Annotated in this window: 16 protein-coding genes; 8 read left to right on the forward strand and 8 right to left on the reverse strand. The window is 71.8% G+C overall.

The features are described 5' to 3' along the window. The first annotated feature begins 129 nt into the window (after positions 1-129). The 5 genes from FFA01_RS06040 to FFA01_RS06060 all read left to right on the forward strand — a co-directional run bounded on the left by FFA01_RS06040 (position 130) and on the right by FFA01_RS06060 (position 5,038). Positions 130-954, forward strand: coding sequence for an ABC transporter permease (locus tag FFA01_RS06040; RefSeq protein WP_244289718.1), 825 nt, complete (start codon positions 130-132; stop codon positions 952-954). After that, the gene (locus FFA01_RS06045) at positions 951-1,748 is read left to right on the forward strand and encodes an ABC transporter permease (protein WP_244289719.1); all 798 of its coding nucleotides are present in this window, start codon (positions 951-953) and stop codon (positions 1,746-1,748) included. Before FFA01_RS06040 ends, FFA01_RS06045 begins: the two co-directional genes overlap by 4 nt. Further along, positions 1,745-2,755, forward strand: a complete 1,011-nt coding sequence (locus FFA01_RS06050) for an ABC transporter ATP-binding protein (RefSeq protein WP_146854011.1) — start codon at positions 1,745-1,747, stop codon at positions 2,753-2,755. The genes FFA01_RS06045 and FFA01_RS06050 overlap by 4 nt, the downstream gene beginning before the upstream one ends. A 97-nt stretch (positions 2,756-2,852) precedes the next feature. Continuing rightward, on the forward strand, positions 2,853-3,920 hold the full coding sequence (locus FFA01_RS06055) for an extracellular solute-binding protein (RefSeq protein WP_146854013.1): 1,068 nt from the start codon (positions 2,853-2,855) through the stop codon (positions 3,918-3,920). After that, positions 3,920-5,038 carry an adenosine deaminase family protein gene (locus tag FFA01_RS06060; RefSeq protein WP_244289720.1) on the forward strand — a complete coding sequence of 373 codons (1,119 nt, stop codon included), beginning with the start codon at positions 3,920-3,922 and terminating at the stop codon, positions 5,036-5,038. Before FFA01_RS06055 ends, FFA01_RS06060 begins: the two co-directional genes overlap by 1 nt. Positions 5,039-5,097: 59 nt before the next feature. On the opposite strand, the gene FFA01_RS06065 is transcribed toward FFA01_RS06060, so the two are convergent. The 3 genes from FFA01_RS06065 to FFA01_RS06075 form a co-directional block, all read right to left on the reverse strand. After that, positions 5,098-7,425, reverse strand: coding sequence for a HelD family protein (locus tag FFA01_RS06065; protein ID WP_146854015.1), 2,328 nt, complete (start codon positions 7,423-7,425; stop codon positions 5,098-5,100). 110 nt (positions 7,426-7,535) lie between these two features. Beyond that, positions 7,536-8,369, reverse strand: a complete 834-nt coding sequence (locus tag FFA01_RS06070) for an aldo/keto reductase (protein WP_146854100.1) — start codon at positions 8,367-8,369, stop codon at positions 7,536-7,538. Further along, complete coding sequence (locus FFA01_RS06075) at positions 8,366-8,740, reverse strand: FKBP-type peptidyl-prolyl cis-trans isomerase (RefSeq protein ID WP_146854017.1); 375 nt, start codon at positions 8,738-8,740, stop codon at positions 8,366-8,368. The genes FFA01_RS06070 and FFA01_RS06075 overlap by 4 nt, the downstream gene beginning before the upstream one ends. 221 nt (positions 8,741-8,961) lie before the next feature. Here FFA01_RS06075 and FFA01_RS06080 point away from each other — a divergent pair, with 221 nt between their 5' ends. Continuing rightward, positions 8,962-10,278, forward strand: coding sequence for an MFS transporter (locus tag FFA01_RS06080; RefSeq protein ID WP_244289721.1), 1,317 nt, complete (start codon positions 8,962-8,964; stop codon positions 10,276-10,278). Positions 10,279-10,314: 36 nt separating this feature from the next. Here FFA01_RS06080 and FFA01_RS06085 read toward each other — a convergent pair whose 3' ends face one another. After that, entirely contained in the window at positions 10,315-11,685 is a 1,371-nt protein-coding gene (locus tag FFA01_RS06085) for a PrsW family intramembrane metalloprotease (RefSeq protein ID WP_244289722.1), read from the reverse strand. Positions 11,686-11,748: 63 nt separating this feature from the next. On the opposite strand from FFA01_RS06085, the gene FFA01_RS06090 reads away from it, so the two are divergent. Continuing rightward, complete coding sequence (locus tag FFA01_RS06090) at positions 11,749-12,864, forward strand: YihY/virulence factor BrkB family protein (RefSeq protein WP_146854021.1); 1,116 nt, start codon at positions 11,749-11,751, stop codon at positions 12,862-12,864. A gap of 25 nt (positions 12,865-12,889) precedes the next feature. On the opposite strand, the gene FFA01_RS06095 is transcribed toward FFA01_RS06090, so the two are convergent. The 4 genes from FFA01_RS06095 to FFA01_RS06110 all read right to left on the reverse strand — a co-directional run bounded on the left by FFA01_RS06095 (position 12,890) and on the right by FFA01_RS06110 (position 17,587). Then, a complete protein-coding gene (locus tag FFA01_RS06095; RefSeq protein WP_146854023.1) occupies positions 12,890-14,407 on the reverse strand; it encodes an aspartate ammonia-lyase in 1,518 nt (505 codons plus the stop codon). 73 nt (positions 14,408-14,480) lie between these two features. Beyond that, positions 14,481-14,690, reverse strand: a complete 210-nt coding sequence (locus FFA01_RS06100) for a hypothetical protein (RefSeq protein ID WP_146854025.1) — start codon at positions 14,688-14,690, stop codon at positions 14,481-14,483. Next, complete coding sequence (locus tag FFA01_RS06105; RefSeq protein ID WP_146854027.1) at positions 14,690-15,967, reverse strand: inorganic phosphate transporter; 1,278 nt, start codon at positions 15,965-15,967, stop codon at positions 14,690-14,692. The genes FFA01_RS06100 and FFA01_RS06105 overlap by 1 nt, the downstream gene beginning before the upstream one ends. 78 nt (positions 15,968-16,045) lie before the next feature. Beyond that, positions 16,046-17,587, reverse strand: coding sequence for a carboxylesterase/lipase family protein (locus FFA01_RS06110; protein WP_146854029.1), 1,542 nt, complete (start codon positions 17,585-17,587; stop codon positions 16,046-16,048). 142 nt (positions 17,588-17,729) lie between these two features. Between FFA01_RS06110 and FFA01_RS06115 the strand changes: the two genes are divergently transcribed. Beyond that, a complete protein-coding gene (locus tag FFA01_RS06115; protein ID WP_146854031.1) occupies positions 17,730-19,478 on the forward strand; it encodes a cation:proton antiporter in 1,749 nt (582 codons plus the stop codon). Positions 19,479-19,517: the final 39 nt, after the last annotated feature.

Genomic DNA, 19,517 nt, shown 5'->3' on the forward strand with positions numbered 1-19,517 from the left:
GGCTTGTAACAAGCTGTTTACACGGACGGACCGGTTCAAGGCCTGACTGCCCCATAGGCTCGATGTAACCGGTTTCACCCGACGTGGGATCGGCGAGCCATCTCGAGTCCGCCCCGATCGGAGGAACCCGTGACGTCCCGCAAACCCGCGCTGCTCCTGCTGCTGCCGGGCCTCGCCTTCCTGCTGATCGGGTTCGCGGTGCCCTCGCTCGCGATGCTGTTCGCGCCTCCCGGGGTCACCGCCGGCGAGATCGTCGGACGCCTCGGCAGCATGCTGACCGACCCGTACGACCTCCGCATCATCGGTCGGACCGTCGGTCTCGGCCTGATCGTGACCGGCATCTGCGTCGCCCTCGGGTTCCCGATCGCCTACCTGCTCGCCCGCTCGACCTCGCGCTGGTCGGGCGTCCTGCTCGCGCTCGCGATCTTCCCCCTGCTGCTCAGCAACGTCGTCCGGACCTTCGGCTGGCTCGTGCTGCTCGGCAAGAACGGCGCGATCGGCCAGGTGCTCACCGTCCTCGGCCTGGTCGACGAGGCCCCGCAGCTGCTCTACACCGAGCTCGCCATCGTGCTGGGTCTGACCCAGCTGTTCCTGCCGCTCGCGATCATCTCGTGCTACTCGGCGGTCGCCCAGGTCGACCCCGGGCTCGACGACGCCGCCCGGGGACTCGGCGCCAGTCGAACCCGCACGTTCTGGAGCATCGTCGTGCCCCTGTCGCTGCCCGGCGTCGTCGTCGCCGCGACCCTCGTCTTCGCCGGCTCGGTCACCGCCTACACGACGCCCTACCTGCTCGGCGGCTCGGGGCAGCGCATGCTCGCCACCCAGCTGTTCTCGTACTCGAGCGTCACCATCGACTGGGCCGGGGCCTCGGCCACCGCGCTGATCATGACGGTGCTCGTCTTCGTCGTCTCGGGGCTGTCGTCGCTCGTCGCCCGGAAGGGAGCCACCTCGTGAAGACCCGCCGTCCGGTCGCCGGCACGCTCGCCGTCGCCGGCTACGTCGTCATGATCGTCCCGATCCTCTTCGTGGTCGCCACCGCGTTCACCAGCGAGAGCACCCTGCGGTTCCCGCCCCGAGGGTTCTCGCTCCGCTGGTTCGAGGCCGCGCTCGGCTACGACCCGTTCCTCTCGGCGCTGCTGTCGAGCCTGCAGCTGGCCCTCGCCGCCACGGTGCTCGCCCTGGCGGTGGGCATCCCCGCCACGCTGGCCATCCACCGCGGCCGCCTCCCCGGCAAGGGTCTGGTCGAGGGGCTCTTCCTCTCGCCGCTGATCGTGCCCGAGCTGGTCGTCGGCCTCGCGCTGTACCAGCAGCTGGTAATCGGGTTCCGGCTCGACAACTTCCCCGTGCTGCTGATCGGCCACACCGTGCTGATGCTGCCGTACGCGGTCAGGGTGACCGGCGCCTCCCTGGCTCTCGCCGACCCGGCGCTCGAAGAGGCGGCCAGGGGCCTCGGCGCGTCACCGCTGCGGGCCTTCTTCACGGTGACCCTGCCCCTGCTGCGCCCCGGCATCTTCTCGGCCGCGCTGCTGAGCTTCGTCACCTCGTTCAACAACGTGCCCCTGTCGCTGCTGCTGCAGAGCCGCGACTTCCGCACCCTGCCCGTCACGATGCTCGACTACGTGCAGCAGAGCTACGACCCCATGGTCGCCGCGATGGCCACCCTCATCCTCGCGGGCACCGTCGTCATCGCCGTCATCGCCGAACGCACCGTCGGCTTCGCCAAGATCTTCGGAGGCATCAACAGATGAGCACCGCAGCAGAATTCGTCGCCGTGAGCCAGGTCTTCGGCGACTTCACCGCCGTCGACTCGATCGACCTCGCCATCGCCGAGGGCAAGCTCACCACGCTGCTCGGTCCGAGCGGCTGCGGGAAGACCACCAGCCTGCGCATGCTCGCCGGCTACGCGGCGCCGACCTCGGGCACGATCCGCATCGCCGGCGTCGACAGCACCCGCACCCCGCCCGAGAAGCGCGATCTCGGCATGGTGTTCCAGTCGTACGCGCTGTTCCCCCACCTGAGCGTCGCCGACAACGTCGGCTACGGCCTGAAGCTGCGCGGCGTCGACACCACCGAGCGCCGTCGCCGGGTGATGGAGACCCTCGATCTGGTCGGTCTCGCGCACCTCGCCGCCAGCAAGCCGAAGAAGCTCTCGGGCGGACAGCAGCAGCGCGTCGCCCTCGCCCGCGCGATCGCCATCCGGCCCAAGCTGCTGCTGCTCGACGAGCCCCTCTCGAACCTCGACGCCCGGCTGCGGGTGCAGATGCGCGCCGAGATCCGCCGCATCCAGGGCGAGACCGGGCTCACCGTCGTGCTCGTCACCCACGATCAGGACGAGGCGCTCGAGATGAGCGACGACATGGTGCTGATGCGCGCCGGACGCATCATGCAGCAGGGCGCGCCCCAGCAGGTCTTCCCGAACCCGGCGAACCGCTTCGTGGCCGACTTCCTCGGCTACGAGAACTTCGTCACGGCCGCCGACGGCACCCTCCTCGCCGTCCGCCCCGAGCACCTCACGGCCACGGCCGACGTGACCCCGGGAGGCGCGGCGCACGACGGCCTGCAGCTCACGGGCCGCGTCACCGACGTCGCGTACCGCGGGGTCGACCTGCTCGTCACCGTCCAGGCCACCGACGCCAGCGGCGCCGACGTGCGGCTGCTGTCGGACGTCCGCAGCACCGGCGCCGAGTCGGTCGCGATCGGCGACCGGGTGACCGTGAGCGCGCCCGCCGGGCGGCTCGTCGCCCTCGCCGACTGAGCGCCCCCGGCTGCGGCCGACACCGCACCTCCTCCGTCTCCCCTCCCTCGTTCCACACCGCCCGGCCTCGACGAGGCCGCCCCGAAAGGACACGACCATGACCACCACCATCCGCACCCGCCTGGCGCTCGTCGCCGGGGTCGCCGTGACCACCCTCGTGCTGGCCGGCTGCTCGTCGAGCGGCGACGAGCCCGACGCGAACACGATCACCGTGAGCACCTTCCCGTTCGGGGTCGAGGAGTTCCAGGAGGCGGTCATCGACCCGTTCACGGCCGAGACCGGCATCGAGGTCGTCGTCGACACCGGTTCGAACTCGGACCGCCTGTCGCAGCTGCAGCTCGCCGGCGGGGACCCCGAAGTCGACGTCATGCTGATCTCCGACTACTACGCCGCCCTCGGCCAGGAGGACGACCTGTTCCAGCAGGTCGACGCCGCCGCCGTGCCCTCGCTGGAGGACATCGCCGACTTCGCCACGGAGGACGCCTACGTCGGACCGGCCTACAGCTACCAGCTGAACGGCACCATGTACTCGACGGACGAGCTCACGGCCGACGAGGCCGCGCAGTGGAGTCTCTACGGCGAGTCGAGCGTGGCGGGGAAGGTGGCCCTGCCCGACATCGCGGTGACCGCGGGCCAGCTGATGGTCTCGGGCGTGGCCGACGAGTACGGCGACGGGCCCTACGACATCGACGCCGCCCTCGAGCAGCTCGGCGAGTGGTCGCCGGGGGTGCTGCAGTTCTACAGCTCGTCGACCGAGGTGACCAACCTGCTGACCCAGGGCGAGATCGTCGCCGCCGACTCGCTCAGCGGATTCGCGACCGACCTCGTCGCGTCGGGCGAGCCGATCGCCTGGACCGCCCCCGAGACCGGGCGCTACATGGCCACCAACCGGGCGATGATCCCCACGGGCGCGGCCAACGTCGACGGCGCGAACCGCTTCATCGACTACCTGCTGTCGGAGGAGGCTCAGACCGCGTCGGCCGAGATCGTCGGCGACCTGCCGGTGAACCCCTCGGCGACCGTCCCCGACACGATCGAGGCCGTCGTCGGCGACATCGCGGCCGACCCCGTGGCCGCGGGCTACGCCACGCTCGACCCAACCGAGCTCGTCCCGACGCGCTCGGAGTGGGTCGACCGCTTCGCCCGCGAGGTGACGTCGCGCTGATGAGCACCCCCCTGCCCGGCGCCTACCTCGACCGCATGCCCAAGGTCGACCTGCACTGCCACCTGATCGGCACCGTCCGGGCGAGCACCTTCGCCGAGCTCGCCCGTCGGGAGGGCCTCGTGCTGCCCGACGAGCCCGAACGGATCTTCGCCGACATCAACTCGCTGCCGCCCGACCCGGCGCTCTACCGCGACACGCGCATCCCCGTGCCCCAGGGACGCAGCGCCGACGAGCCCGACGTGTCGTACTCGCTGTTCCAGGCGTCGAACTGGGTCGTCGACGTGCTGCGCGACGCCGACGACCTCACCCGCATCGTCTACGAGGCCTTCGAGGACGCCCACCGCACCAGCGCCACCCGGCACCTCGAGCTCTTCTTCGACGCCGTGCCGCCGCACCTCGCCTCCCTCGGCTACGCCGGATCGGTCGAGGCCTACGCCGAGGGCATCCGGCTCGCGGAGCGCGACTTCGGCATGACCGGTCTGATGATCCAGGGCATCGACCGCAGCAGGAGCGGCGAGCACGCCCTCGAGCTGGTCCGCCAGGTGGTCGACAACCAGCACGAGTACGTCGCGGGAATCGGCCTCGACAACCTCGAGACCTCGGGCCCGCCCGAGCGGTTCGTCGACGCGTACCGGCTCGCGGGCGAGGCGGGGCTGGGGCGCACCGCCCACTCGTCCGAGCACTCCCCCACCGCCGTCAACACGATCACGTGCGTCGACCAGCTCGGCTGCGACCGGATCGATCACGGGTACTACGTGCTCGAGGACGACGACGTCGTCGCGCGCATGCGCGACGAGCAGGTGACCTTCACGGTCGTCTCCACCACCTCGCGGCGCTCGTGGCGTCCGTGGCGACGCGCCTCGATCGAGGCCATGCTCGACGCCGGCCTGCGCGTCGTCCCCGCCTCGGACGACCCGGGGATGTTCCCCACCACGCTGGCCGACGAGTACCGCATCGTCCACGAGCAGATCGGCGCGAGCCCGGAGCAGGTGCGCGCCATGGCCTACGCGGGCGTCGACGCCTGCTGGCTGCCGGGGGACGAGAAGGAGGCGCTCCGGGCGCGGTTCGACCGCGAGCTGGCCGCGCTCGACCACGAGTTCGGCGTCTCCGGCCGCTGACCTGCGGCCGGCCGCCCGTGGCGGACCGGCGACGAGCGGACAGCCCTCCCGGGGAGGCGCTAGCCGACCACCGAGAGGCGTTGCGTCGGGCGGGTCATCGCCACGTAGAGACTGGCGTTGCCCCGCTCGGACGACTCCCGCACGCCGTCGGGGTCGACCAGGACGACGGCGTCGAACTCGAGGCCCTTCGACGTCGCCGGGCTCAGGACGGAGATCGGCTTGGTGAGCGACGCCGTGCCGGGCGCGACCTGCCCCGGGAACACCGGGGACAGCGCCTCGACGAGCGGCGCGACGAGCCCCTGGGGCGCGATGACGGCCAGCGTGCCCTCGGCGTCGACCGCCCGATCGGCGACGACCGCCTCGACGGCCGTGGCGACGAGGGCGTCGCGAGGCGCGCCTCCTCGGGAGGCGTCCGACCCCGCGGCCCCGGCGTCGACGGGGACCTCCCGGACGGGCCACTCGCTCGAGCGGACCGAGCGGCTCGGCGTGATCCGCAGACCCGAGGCGACGGCGATGCGCTCGGCGTACTCGACGATCTGCGTCGGCGTCCGGTAGTTCACGGTGAGCTCCTCGAGGGTCCAGGGCGCGGAGGTGGGCGCCTCCGACCCGCGACGACGACGGCCGAGCAGGCTCTGCAGGGCGCGGTCCCACGACGACGCCGACGCCGGGCTCGAGGCCTGGGCGATGTCGCCCACGACGGTGAAGGAGCGCAGCGGGCAGCGACGCGAGAGCAGGCGCCACTGCATCGGCGAGAGCTCCTGCGCCTCATCGACCACGACGTGGCCGAACGCCCAGGTGCGGTCGCCCGCCGCCCGTTCGGCGGTGGTCATCGAGGCGGCGCGCTCGGCGAAGCCGCCGGCGATCTGCTCGGCCGAGACCATGCCCTCGACGCCCATGTTCTCGATGGCGCGCTCGGCGTTCTCGATGTCGCGCTTGCGCTGCTGCTTGCGGGCCAGCTTGTCGGGATCCACCCCGGCCTGGAACTCGCCGAGCAGCTCGGCCGCCTCGTCGAGCAGGGGCACGTCGGAGATCGTGAACTCCGACCCCCGGGCCCGCAGCAGCAGGGCCCGCTGCTCGGGGGTCCACCGCGGCGTGAGCGAGGCCAGCCAGTTCGGCCGGGCGTAGAGGTCCTCGACGAGCTTCTCGGCCGAGAGGGGGATCCACGCCGTGTTGAGCAGCACGCGGACGTCGTACGACTGCCGGATGTCCTCGCGGAGGACGGCCTCGTCGGACTCGTCGACCGTGGTGCCGTGCTCGCGCATCTGGGCGACCAGCAGACGGGTCAGGGCGGACAGCGCCGCCTTGTTGAAGGTGACGCGCCCCTCGTTGTGCGGCTTGCCGCGTTCCTGCGCCCGACGCATCGCATCGCCGACCAGGTCGGGCTGCACGACGAGACGCTCGCCGTTGATGTCAATCGTCGTCGCCTCGGTGGGCCGGATCTGCCGGGAGCGGACGGCGCGACGGATGAGGTCCGCCATCTCGGCTCGGCCCTTGATCGCGGCCGTCTCGGGGGCGTCGTCGATCTGCGACTCGACGCCCGGGTAGAGACCGCCGAGGCTCGAGAGGACGACGCCGCTCTCGCCGAGGGAGGGCAGCACCTGCTCGATGTACCGCAGGAACGACCGGGAGGGGCCCACGACCAGCACGCCGGAGCCGCGGAGCCGTTCGCGGTGCGAGTACAGCAGGTAGGCGGCACGGTGCAGGGCGACCGCCGTCTTGCCGGTGCCCGGACCGCCCTGCACGACGAGCACGCCGTCGAGGGGCGCGCGGATGATGCGGTCCTGCTCGGCCTGGATGGTGGCGACGATGTCGGTCATCCGACCGGTCCGCTGGGCCGTGAGGGCGGCCATCAGGGCCCCTTCGCCCTGGAGCTGGACGTCGTCGCGGTCGAGCAGGTCGGGGTCGAAGACCTCGTCTTCAAGACGGGTCACCGAGCGGCCGTCGAGCGTCAGATGGCGACGGGCGCGCACCCCCTGCGGCGTGGCCGCGGTGGCCTGGTAGAACGCGGCGGCGCCCGGGACGCGCCAGTCGAGCAGGATCGGGTGGTGGGCCCGATCGCGGAGGCCGATGCGCCCGATGTAGCGGTAGCGACCGCCCTCGCCCGAGACGGCGGGGCTCTCGGGATCGCCGCTCTGGCCCAGCGTGTCGGGCTGCTCGAGCTCGAGCCGGCCGAAGGCGAGGCGCTCGTCGACGGCGCCGAGCTGGGCGATGGTGTCCTCGTAGAGACGGGCGTACGCGTCGCGCTCGCTCCGGCTCTGGTGGTTGCCGCCGACGGACTCGCGACGGACGCCCTCCAGGCGGACGCGGGCGTCGGCCTTCAGCTCGTCCAGTCGGGTGTAGAGGGTGCCCACGTAGGCGCGTTCGCGGTCCAGCTCGGAAGACAACAGTCACTCAACCCTTCGGGAAAGTCGGCGTGTCAGTCTACCCGTCGCCGACAGGCCGAACGCCCCTCGCCGTGTGGCCAGGGGCGTTCGAGTGCGGTGCTCGGGCGCGTCGCTCAGAATTCCTCGTGGGTCTCGGGGTCGCCGTCCCAGAGTCGTCCGCGTTCGAGGCCGCTGATGGCCGCGACCTCGCTCCCGCTCAACTCGAAGTCGAAGACGTCGAGGTTCTCGCGCTGTCGACCGGGATCCGCCGACTTGGGCACCGGCACGGCGCCGAGCTGGACGTGCCAGCGGAGCACGATCTGCGTCGGCGTCCTGCCGTGCGCGGAGGCGATCTCGGTGATGACGGGCTCGGTGAGGAGCTCGCTCTGCTTCGCCAGAGGGCTCCAGCTCTCGGTGACGATGCCCATCCGCTCGTGGACGGCGCGGAGCGCCGCCTGCGGGAAGTACGGATGCAGCTCGATCTGGTTGACCGCCGGCACGACGCCGGTCTCGTCCGAGAGACGCTGCAGGTGCGCCTCGGTGAAGTTCGAGACTCCGATGGAACGGACGAGACCGTCCTCCTGCAGCTTCACGAAGGCGCGGAACGAGTCGACGAACTTATCGAGGCGCGGCAGCGGCCAGTGGATGAGATAGAGGTCGACGTAGTCGAGGCCGAGCGTCGTGCGGCTCTCCTCGAAGCTGGCGAGGGTCTCCTCGTAGCCGTGGTGGCGGCCGGGCAGCTTCGTGGTGATGACGAGCTCGTCGCGGGGGACGTCCACCCGACGGACGGCCTCGGCCACGGCGTCCTCGTTGCCGTAGTTGAGAGCCGTGTCGAGCAGGCGGTAGCCGGACTCGACGGCGACCGCGATCTGCTCGGCGCCCTCGGCGCCGTTCATGCCGTAGGTGCCGAGGCCCAGGCTCGGGAGGGTGCGGCCGTCGTTGAGCCCGATCGAGGGGGCCGTCATCAGCTCACGCCGAGGAGGTCGATGACGAAGATGAGGGTCTTCCCCGAGAGGGGGTGGCCGCCGCCGGCCGGACCGTAGGCCAGGTGCGGGGGCAGGACGAGCTTCCGGCGTCCGCCGACCTTCATGCCCGGGATGCCCTCCTGCCAGCCGCGCACGAGGGCGGCGAGGGGGAAGTTGATGGGTTCGCCGCGGCTCCACGAGGCGTCGAACTCCTCGCCGGAGTCGTACTCGACGCCGAGGTAGTGCACGTTGACGGTGGAACCGGCCTGGGCTTCGGCGCCATCGCCGACGGTGATGTCGGTGATCTGCAGCTCGCTGGGGGCCGGGCCCTCGGGGGCGTCGATCTCGGGCTTGATGCTGGGGTCGTGAGTCATACCGACCATCCAACCACCGACCGACGACGCCGCGACCCGCGGGACCGTCGGACGACCGTCCCGACCGACGGGACGGCGATGGCGGGTCGACCGCTCGTGTCCTCCCTGCGAGGCTCGAGTGGTCGACCCACCGTCCGTTCCCACCGAGATGCGCTCATCGATGCGAACGAATGGACGATACCTCCGTCGTCGGGCCGCGCAAAATCGACGAAGATGGAGCCTTGTCCACTCCGACCCGTCCCCCGCGCCGACCGCTCGTCGTCGACCTCTCGCCCCTCCGCGCGAGCCCCGCCTTCGCCCGCCTCTTCGTCGGCAACACGGTCAGCGGCATCGGCACACAGCTGACCGTCGTCGCCGTCGGGCTCGAGGTCTACGACATCACCGGCTCGACCTTCGCCGTCGCCCTCGTCGGAGCGTTCTCGCTCCTGCCCATGATCGTCGCGGGTCTCTACGGCGGCATGCTCGCCGACGCCTTCGACCGGCGCAAGGTCGCGCTGGTGGCGGCGGTCTTCGCCTGGCTGTCGACCGCCGCCATCGCGCTCCACGCCTGGCTCGGCATCCGCGAGGTGGCCCTGCTGAACGTGCTGGCCTGCGTCAACGCCGTCGCCGGCACGATGATCTCGACCTCCCGGGCGGCGATCGTGCCACGTCTGCTCCCGCTGCGCCTCCTGCCGGCCGCCTCGGCCCTGAGCGGCATCGGCACCGGCCTCATGCTCACCGTCGGCCCCGCGCTCGCGGGGGTGCTCGTGGCCGGCGTGGGATTCCCCGTGACGTACACGGTCGACGTCGTGCTGTTCTCCTTCGCCTTCGTCGGCATCCTCACGCTGCCGCCCATCCGCCCCGAGGGCGCGACCCAGCGCCCCGGTCTGTCGTCGCTGGTCGAGGGCATGCGGTTCCTCCGGCGGTCGCCGAACATCCGGACCACGTTCGTGGTCGACCTGATCGCCATGACGTTCGGGCAGCCGAGGGTGCTGTATCCGGTCGTCGGGGCGATGGTGATCGGAGGAGGCGCGGTGACGGTCGGAGCCCTCACCGCCTCCTACGCCATCGGGTCGCTGCTCAGCAGCGTGTTCTCCGGGCGACTCGGCCAGGTGCGGCTGCAGGGACGGGCCGTCAACCGCGCGATCACGGTCTACGGCGCGTTCGTGCTCGCGTTCGGCGTCGTGCTCGCCCTCACCCCGGCGCGCCAGGGCGGGGGCCTGCTCGACGGGCTCGAGAGCGCGCAGCCGGTCGCCCTCGCGGCCGCCGCGCTGGCCCTGGCCGGCGCCGGGGCCGCCGACAACGTCAGCTCGATCTTCCGGTCGACCATCCTGCAGGCCGCGGCCCCCGACGCGATGCGCGGGCGACTGCAGGGCATCTTCATCGTCGTGGTCACCGGCGGACCGCGGCTCGGCGACCTGTTCGTCGGGATCGTGGTCGCGCTCGGCGTGATGTGGCCGCCCCTGCTCGGCGGTGCGCTGGTCGTGGTGCTGATCGGCGTCGTGGCCCGTCTGACCCCGTCGTTCCGGCGCTACGACGCGGAGGCGCCGACGCCCTGAGAGCCGGGGAGGCACGGGTCCGGTCGGGGTCGCGGCCTACCACTGCGGCGGCAGCGGCCTCCCCCACTGGTCGTACGCGGTGGGCCTCGAGGCGCCGTCCGGGTCGCCGTACCCGTCGCCGCGGCCGGCCGGCGGCAGGTCGGGCATCGCCCCGGTCGGCTGCGGCGCATAGCCCACGAACGCGGCGGGAGGAGCCTGCAGCGCCGCCCGGCTCGCTCCCAATGCCCGGAGCAGCTCGGCCTCGTCGCGGCTGGCGACCTCGTCGAGCTCGCGACGGCCCTTGACCATGCGCTGCCGCGTCGACGCGAGCCGGGTGGCGTCGGACACGAACCGCTTCATCGCCGGACCGAGCCCGTTCGCCACCGCCCAGCGGCGAGCGCGCCGTCGTCCGGCCGAGGTCGAGAGCATGCCGACCTCGTCGGCGCTGAACCAGCCCACGGCGGCGTACTCGGCCAGGCGGGCGTGCGTCACCCGACGCTCGTTGCGGCGGAGGAACACCACCAGGCCGACCATGGCGAGGAAGATCGGCACCTGGACGAGCAGGTAGTAGACGAAGAAGCCCGGACCGACCACGATGAGCGCGCCGTTCCAGAGGGCGTGCAGGGCGATCGCGGGCACGAGGCCCAGGAAGAAGAACCCGATGGCGCCGAACGGCCCCGTCCTGCGGGCGGCGTAACCCAGCGCGATGCCGGTGCACGCCGTGTACATGACGTGCGCGAACGGCGACATGAGCGCCCGCACGACGAACGTGAAGACGAGGGCCTGCCGACCCGACGCGACGTCGTCGGCGACCGCGATCGCGAAGTACTGGATGTTCTCGACGAAGGCGAAGCCCGCCGCCACGGTCGCCGCGTAGACGATGCCGTCGACCGGGCCGTCGAAGTGCCGCCGGAAGATCCAGAGCACCAGCAGCACGCCGAACCCCTTCGCGCCCTCCTCGACGATCGGAGCCTGGACGACCGCGCCGAAGACATCCGCGGCGTCGCCGCCCGCCAGTCCGAACATAGCCTGGACGTTGCCCACCACGACGTCCACGATCAGGGCGGTGCCGACCGCCACGACGGCGCCCCAGAGGAACGCGAAGAGGAGGGCGACCCGGGGCTCGGGCTCCCACCGATCGACCAGCCAGATGCCGAGGAACACGATCGCCAACGGCACGAACGCGAGCAGCCCCCCGGCCACGATCAGCGACGGGCGCAGGAAGATCAGGAAGTAGACCACCACGGCGAGCGCGAAGACCCCGATGACGGTAAACCCGACGGCCAGCGCGACGGTGCTCGCGACCCGGGGCCGTGGAGGCGCGGGCTGGGCGAACACCGGCTGCACCGGGTACCAGACCGGTCGCGGATTCGGCGTCACCGAGCCCGTCCGCATGCGGGCGTCGTCGCGGGGATCGTTCCAGGTCATGACCCGACCCTAGAGGCCGCGGCCCCGCCCGGGCCGGGGCGCGCGCGACGGTATTCTCGGGGCATGGCCTCGACCCGATCCCTGCCCGAGGACCCGACGATGCTCCGGTACGTGATCATGCGGGTCTGGCACGACTTCCTGCGCCACCGCACGATCGACGCCGCCGCCTCGCTGACCTTCTTCGCCATGCTCGCCCTGGTGCCGACGGCCCTGGCTCTCGTGTCGGGCGTCGCGCTGTTCGTCGACGACGGAGACGCCGTCGACGAGATCCTCGGGGTCGCCGGCTACGTGCTCACCCCGAACGCCGTCGAGACGCTGCGCGGCCCCCTCGAGCAGATGCTCAGCCTGTCGAACCCGGGCGTCGCGTTCGGCATCGGCCTCTGGCTGACCCTCTGGTCGCTCTCGGCCTACACGACCGCGTTCGGCCGGGCGATGAACACCGCCTACGAGGTCGAGGAGGGGCGCCGCATCTGGAAGTTCCGCGGACACATGATGATCGTCACGCTCGTGCTGATGGTCTCCTTCGCGCTCATCGCCGTCATCCTCCTGGTCACCCCCACCCTGAGCGACGCCGTCGCGGCCCGGATCGGCGTCGGACGTCCGTGGACCGACCTCTACAACGTGTTCAAGTGGCCCGTGCTCGTCGCGCTCGCCGTGTTCGCCGTCGCGATGCTGTACTACTTCACCCCGAACGTGCGTCCCCCGCGCCTCCGGTGGGTCTCGTACGGGGCGATGGTCGCCCTCGGCGGCTGGGCGGTCGCGACGGTCGGCTTCGCGGTGTACGTGCTCACCGTGTCGAACTACGACCGCTTCTACGGCTGGGTCGGGGGCGTCGTGGTCGTGCTGCTCTACGCCTACATAAGCAACTTCGTGCTCGTGATCGGCGGCGAGCTCGACAGCGAGATCCTGCGCATGCGGCAGCTGCGACGAGGGGTGCAGGCCGAGGAGGTCATCCCGCTGCCGATGCGCGACACCGCGCGCAATCACATCCTGGCGCGCAACACGGCCTGGGACATCCGCGTCGGACGCGCCATCCGCGAGCGGTCGCTCCGCGAGAACGGCGGCGTGCTCGACCCCGACGAGCTGCGACGCCTGCACCTGCACTCGCCGCACGGTGCGGTCGTCGAGCACGGCTCACCGCTCACGGCGCCCTCTGCGGGAGGCGCGGCGGCCGAGTGACCGGCGCCGCGCCTCCCGAGGGGGATCAGCCGGCGGTCTCGTCGGCGGGGTTGCGCGCGCCGACGGAGTTCGCGGCCCGGGCCACCGCGGCGGCCGGGTCGTCGACGTCGATGATTGGGATCGCGCTGGTGATCGCCTCGAGCCCCGACAGGCGGGCGGGCGAGAGCACCTTCCGCACCTGCTCCTCGCTCATCAGGCCGGCGGCGACCACGAGCGCCGAGATGGATCCGTTGGTCGTCAGAGCCGTGTGCGCGATCGCCGCGGCCGCCGCGTAGCCGATGTAGGGCGTGAGCGCGGTGACGCTGCCGACGTTCGTGTCGACCTGCTGGCTGAGCCGGGCGCGGTTGGCCTCGATGCCGTCGACGCAGTTGACCCGGAGGGTGCGGCAGGCGTAGGTCATCCACTGGAGGCTCTGCATCACGGAGTGCGTGATGACGGGTTCGAAGGCGTTCAGCTGCAGCTGTCCGGCCTCGGCGGCCATGGTCACCGTGACGTCGGCGCCGGCCACCGAGAAGGCGACCTGGTTGACGACCTCGGGGATGACCGGGTTCACCTTGCCCGGCATGATCGACGACCCCGCCTGACGCGGCGGGAGGGTGATCTCCCCGAGACCGGCCTGCGGACCGGACGACAGCAGGCGCAGGTCGTTGCAGATCTTCGAGAGCTTGATCGCGCTCCGCTTCAGGGCGCCGCTCAGGGTCATGAAGACGCCCGTGTCGCTGGTGGCCTCGATGAGGTCGGGCGCCGTCACGAGGTCCATGCCCGAGAGCTCGCCCAGGTGGCGTCGCACGGCCTCGGCGTACTGGGGGTCCGCGGTGATGCCCGTGCCGATCGCCGTCGCCCCGAGGTTGATCTCGCCGAGCAGCGGCACGACGTCGCGCAGCCGCTGGACGTCCTCGCCGAGCGTGTGGGCGAAGCCGACGAACTCCTGGCCGAGGGTCATCGGGACGGCGTCCTGCAGCTGCGTGCGGCCGACCTTGAGCACGTCGTGGAACTCGGCGCCCTTCGTGGCGAACGACGTCGCGAGGAGGTCGAGCTCGTCGAGGAGGCGACGGAGCGTCAGCACCATGCCGATCTTGACCGACGTCGGATAGGTGTCGTTGGTGCTCTGGCTGCGGTTGACGTCGTCGATCGGATGCAGGTGCGCGTAGTCGCCCTTGGCGTGGCCCAGCAGCTCGAGGGCGCGGTTCGCGATCACCTCGTTGCTGTTCATGTTCGTCGAGGTGCCGGCGCCGCCCTGGATCACCCCGACGGCGAACTGGTCGTGCAGGGCCCCGCCGCGGATCTCGACGCACGCCCGCTCGATCGCCTCGGCCTTCGTGCGGTCGAGCACCCCGATCTCGACGTTGGCGCGTGCGGCGGCCTGCTTGACCAGCGCCAGGGCGATGACGAGGTCGGGGTAGACCGAGATCGGGCGCTGCGAGATGGGGAAGTTCTCGAGGGCCCTCGAGGTGTGGATGCCCCAGTAGACGTCGGCCGGGACCTCGCGGGTGCCCAGGGAGTCGGTCTCGATGCGGGTGGCTGGTGCTGAATCGGTCGTCACGGGTGGTGCGCCTCCGGTCGTCAGTCGTGCCCGGTCGTCGTCGACCGGACGGTCCCTCGACCCTACCGGCGCCCTAGCGGTGCAGGGCGGGCACGATGAGGTAGATGCCGTACAGCACGCCCAGCCCGCAGAGGACGAAGCACGCGTAGCCGGCGACGCGACGGGCGGGGGTCCGGCCCTCGACCGTGAGCAGACGCAGGCCGAACGAGTAGAGCGAGACGAGAGCGGCGGCGGACACCAGCGACACCAGCGCCACCACGACGAAGGCGGACCAGTCGATCATCAGCGTGCCTCACCGTCGGTCGTGGAGCCGCCGCGGGAGGCGGCGGGCTCGGGCGGGTCGTCCATCCGCACGAACGTCGACTCGACGCCCGCGGCGGGGGTGTCCACCCGGCCCTTCCGCTCGGCGCGACGCGCGCGGCGTCGGGACAGCACGGAGGTCGCGGCGACGTCGACCTCGATCGCGGAGCCCTGGTCGTGCGGCTTCCGTCGCGAGATCAGGAAGATGCCGGCGATGACGGCGGCGCCCACGAGGGCGTCGATGACGAGACCGGCCGTGCCGAGGGAGGCGACGAAGGCCGCGACCGCCCCGACCGCTGCCGAGGCCGGCAGGGTGATGAACCAGGCGACGACGATCTTGCCCGCCGTGCCCCACTGGATCTTCGCCCCGCGACGACCGAGCCCGGCGCCGATGATCGAACCGCTCGCGACCTGGGTCGTCGAGAGGGCGAACCCGAGGTGGCTCGACGCCAGCACCGTCGCGGTCGTCGACGCCTCGGCCGCGAACCCCTGGGTGGGCTTGACCTCGGTGAGCCCGCCGCCCATGGTCTGGATGATGCGCCAGCCGCCGGTGTAGGTGCCGAGCGCGATCGCGAAGGCGCAGACGACGACGACCCAGAAGGGCGGACCGGAGTCGGGGGTGAGGAGCCCGCCGGCGATCAGGGTCAGCGTGATCACGCCCATGGTCTTCTGCGCGTCGTTCGTGCCGTGCGCCAGCGCGACGAGGGACGACGTGAAGATCTGCCCGTAGCGGAAGCCGCCGCGCTCGCTCTTGTCGTCGCGGCGTCGGGTGATCGTGTAGGCCAGGCGCGTGGCCGTGTAGCCGACCACGCCGGCGATCAGGGGCGCCAGGAGCGCGGGCAGGACGACCTTCGACAGGACCACGCCGAAGTCCACGGAGCCGAGCCCGGCCCCGACCAGCGCCGCCCCGATCAGCCCGCCGAAGAGCGCGTGCGACGAGCTGGAGGGCAGGCCGCGCAGCCATGTGAACATGTTCCAGACGACGGCGCCGATCAGGCCCGCGAAGATCATCTCGGGCGTGATCAGCACCCCGCCCTCGCCTTCGCGGATGATGCCGCCCGACACGGTCTTGGCGACCTCCGTGCTGAGGAAGGCGCCGACGAGGTTCAGCACCGCGGCCACCGTCACGGCGACCTTGGGCTTCATCGCCCCGGTCGCGATCGGCGTCGCCATGGCGTTGGCCGTGTCGTGGAACCCGTTGGTGAAGTCGAAGAAGAGGGCCAACGCGATGACCAGGACGACGATGAGCGTGATATCCACCGGGCGAGTGTCACAGGTAGGTGAACCCCGGTCAACTCGGAGACGACCGGCGGGGTACAGGCGGGTGGCCGGGAGGGGTCACACGTGAGGCACGAAATCCTGCCACGCGCGACGGCGCTCGCCGCGCGGGTCGTGCTCGACGCGGTCCCGGGCGTCGATGATCAGGGTGCGTCGCCGGAACGGGTCGTAGGTCGGCCAGTCCGCGACCGCCCCGGTGCGCACGAACTCGAGCCAGCGCGCCCGGGTGCGGGCGGCCGTGCGGAGGAACGACCGCCGCCCGCCGAGCAAGCTCATCGCCCAGCCGAACGCGGAGCCCATCCGGTCGTAGATCGCCCAGAGCTCGAGACCGTGGAACGCGTCGACCCCCGCGACCCGGAGGATGCGCGTGGTGGCGTCGAACCGGTAGAACCGGACCGGCTGGTGCACGGCGTGCCGTTCGGCCACCTTGACGCTGGGGAACCAGAAGGCGTAGTCCCCGCCGAAGTCGAGGGCAGCCGGTCGCGACGGCAGCCCCGGGTAGTGCTTCTTGATCTCCTTGCGCGACTTCTTGGCCGTCGCGGCGAAGATGGCGCGGATGCGCGGCTTGGTCGTGGCCAGGATGTCCCGTCGTCCCGTGAACACCGACCCCTCGCGGTCGTTCGTGCCGATGATCAACGGGACCGGGTGGGCCCGGCCGGCCTTGAAGGCGTCGAGCGGGCGTTCGGGCAGGAAGTCGCCGTCGATGACCGGGCTGAAGCAGATGGTGCCGGGGTCCTCGTCGGGGGTCCGGAGCTGGAGCTGGCTCGCCGCCCGGACGAGCGCGCCGGTCGGCGCCGAGTCCAGCAGAGCCGCGGCGTCGTCGACGGAGGTCGACTCGAGGTCGTCGTCATGCAGGGCGTGCGTCAGCGCCTCGAGGAACTCCCCCGCCCAGCGTCGGGTGACCTCGGGCGGGTAGATCGCGTTCGGCGGGGCGCTCTGGGCGATCACGCCGTGGAACAGGCCGCGAGCGCGGGGCACCGTCATCAGCGTGGTCACCGCGTTGCCGCCCGAGCTCTCGCCCGAGAGGGTCACGCGCCCGGGGTCGCCGCCGAACGCGGCGATGTTGTCGCGCACCCACTCGAGCGCCGCGACCTGGTCGCGGAGTCCGAGGTTGGACTCGAGCGGTCGCTCCGGAGTCGCCCAGTGGGTGAAGTCGAGGTATCCGAAGGCCCCCAACCGGTAGTTGAAGCTCACGTAGACCACGCCGCCCTCGCGCACGAGGGTCTCGCCCTGTCTCGGGAACTCGCGGGACGAGCCGACGCTGTACGCGCCTCCGTGGACGTAGACCAGCACGGGCAGCCCGTCCCCCGGGGCGCTGCCCGCCGGCGCGACGACGTTGACCGTGAGGCAGTCCTCGCTGAGCGGCGTCGTCGCGTCGACCCCGACGAACTGCACGCGGTCCTGCGGCGCCGCCGGGCCGAAGCGCGTGGCGTCGCGGACCCCCGCCCAGCTGCTCGGCGCCTCCGGAGCGCGGAAACGGAGCCGCCCGGTCGGCGGGGCGGCGAACGGGATGCCGCGCCAGGCCAGGACGCCGCGCTCGTCCAGACCGCGGACCTCGCCCTGGCCGGTCGTGCGGACGAGGAGGTCGCTCGAGGGGATCACCCTGCGATGCTACGAGCCGCCGCCGGGGGCGGTGCGCCCGTTCACCCGACGTTCTCCTAGAGAGACGCTGAGAGGATGGGACGTCTTTTGCAGTCGCTGCATCCGTGCGACTCACCGTCACCTTCGAAGGGCCCCGGCGCACATGGAACTCGGCGAGCTGCTCATCATCCTGACCGGGTCGCTCGTCGTGACCGCGTTCGCGCGCTGGCGCGGGCTGCCGGCGCCCCTGCTGACGGTGGGCGTCGCCCTGCTCGTCTCGCTGATCCCCGGGGTGCCCGACATCGAGATCGACTCCGAGGTGATCCTCACCGTGGTGCTGCCGCCGCTGCTGTACTCGGCCGCCCTCGACGTGTCGCTGCTGAACTTCCGCGAGAGCCGGGTCCAGATCGCCCGCCTCGGCGTCGGAGCCGTGGTGGTGACCGCCTTCGCCGTGGGAGGCGTCGCCTATCTCATGATCCCCGACATGACCCTGCCGGCGGCGCTGCTCGTCGGGGCCGTGGTCGCGCCTCCCGACGCCGTCTCCGCCGCGGCGATCGGCCGCCGACTCGGGCTGCCCCGCAAGGTGATGACCGTGCTCTCGGGCGAGAGCCTGATCAACGACGCCGCCTCGCTGACGCTCGTGAAGGTGTTCCTGGCGATCGTCGGCGGCGCGAGCCTGACCCTGCTCGACGACCTCGGCATCTTCGGCCTGGCCATCGGGGTCGGCGTCGCCGTCGGCCTGCTGCTCGGGTTCGTCGCCCACCGGGTGCGGATGCGCATCGACGACCCGGTCATCGAGAACGTCATCGGCCTCCTCCTGCCGTTCGTCGCCTACATCGCCGCGGAGGAGCTGAGCGGCTCGGGCGTGCTGGCGGTCGTCGCCGCCGGCCTCTACGTCGGCTTCAACTCGCCGCGGACCGGCTACGCGACCCGGCTGCAGGAGCGCCCGTTCTGGTCGGCGGCGGACGTCGTGCTCGAGGGGTTCGTGTTCGCCCTCATCGGTCTCCAGCTGCGGGCCGTGGTGCTCGACGTCGCCGAGAGCGAGCGAGGTCTCGGGCAGAGCGTGGGCGTCGCGCTGGCGGTGCTCGCCGTGGTCGTGCTCGTGCGACCGCTCTTCGTGTTCGGCAGCTACTACGCGGCCCGCGCCTACCGGTACTTCTTCCTGTCGACGCTGCTCCGACGGCTCCGCCGGATGCCGTCGCTGCGGAAGGTCCGTCAGGCGCCCGCGCTGCGCTCGGTGCGATACCACCCTCAGCCCCGGATGGACTGGCGGCAGCTGACCGTCATCTCGTGGACCGGCATGCGCGGGGTGGTCACCCTGGCGGCCGCCGTGTCGATCCCCACCGTGACCGAGTCCAGCATCGCCGTCCCGGCCCGCGACACGATGTTCCTGATCGCCTTCATCGTCACGGTCGGCACGCTGCTCCTCCAGGGACTGACCCTGCCGGTCGTCATCCGCGCCCTGGGCGTGCGCGACGCCACCCAGCGCGACCGCGATCTCGCCGCCGAGCTCGAGATCTTCTCGACGAGCACCGAGGAGACCGTGGCGTACGTGGCCGGACGCCGTGCCGCCTGGGAGGAGCGCTGGGGGCCCGAGCTCACCGAGCGCGCGATCCAGGCCGCGACGACGCGGCTGCTGCGGCAGAACGAGGCCCTGCAGCGCACGGCGCTCGACGACGCCGACGAACGGGACGCCTCGGGCGCGACGGAGGCCCAGGCGGCCCGCCGACGCGAGGCCCCGCACGCCGTGGGGGTCATCCGTCGCGAGCTGCTCGCCAAGCGCCGCGAGGTCGTGCTGCGCGAGCGCGACGCCGGCAACCTCGACGAGGAGGTCATGCGTCGGGTGCTGCTCGGCCTCGACGCGGAGGAGCTCGCGATGGACACCTCGGCGCTCGCGAGCACGCGCTCGTGAGGCCCGGACCGGGCGTATCGTGAGCGGCGGTGCGACAGG

The sequence above is a fragment of the Frigoribacterium faeni genome, from assembly GCF_007988805.1.
GTDB lineage: Bacteria > Actinomycetota > Actinomycetes > Actinomycetales > Microbacteriaceae > Frigoribacterium > Frigoribacterium faeni.

Coding starts and splice junctions, on each gene's coding strand:
- FFA01_RS06050 (WP_146854011.1), top strand. CDS start 1,745: ATGAGCACCGCAGCAGAATTCGTCGCCGTGAGCCAGGTCTTCGGCGAC.
- FFA01_RS06060 (WP_244289720.1), top strand. CDS start 3,920: ATGAGCACCCCCCTGCCCGGCGCCTACCTCGACCGCATGCCCAAGGTC.
- FFA01_RS06115 (WP_146854031.1), top strand. CDS start 17,730: ATGGAACTCGGCGAGCTGCTCATCATCCTGACCGGGTCGCTCGTCGTG.
- FFA01_RS06075 (WP_146854017.1), bottom strand. CDS start 8,740: ATGACTCACGACCCCAGCATCAAGCCCGAGATCGACGCCCCCGAGGGC.
- FFA01_RS06100 (WP_146854025.1), bottom strand. CDS start 14,690: ATGATCGACTGGTCCGCCTTCGTCGTGGTGGCGCTGGTGTCGCTGGTG.
- FFA01_RS06085 (WP_244289722.1), bottom strand. CDS start 11,685: ATGACCTGGAACGATCCCCGCGACGACGCCCGCATGCGGACGGGCTCG.
- FFA01_RS06090 (WP_146854021.1), top strand. CDS start 11,749: ATGGCCTCGACCCGATCCCTGCCCGAGGACCCGACGATGCTCCGGTAC.
- FFA01_RS06055 (WP_146854013.1), top strand. CDS start 2,853: ATGACCACCACCATCCGCACCCGCCTGGCGCTCGTCGCCGGGGTCGCC.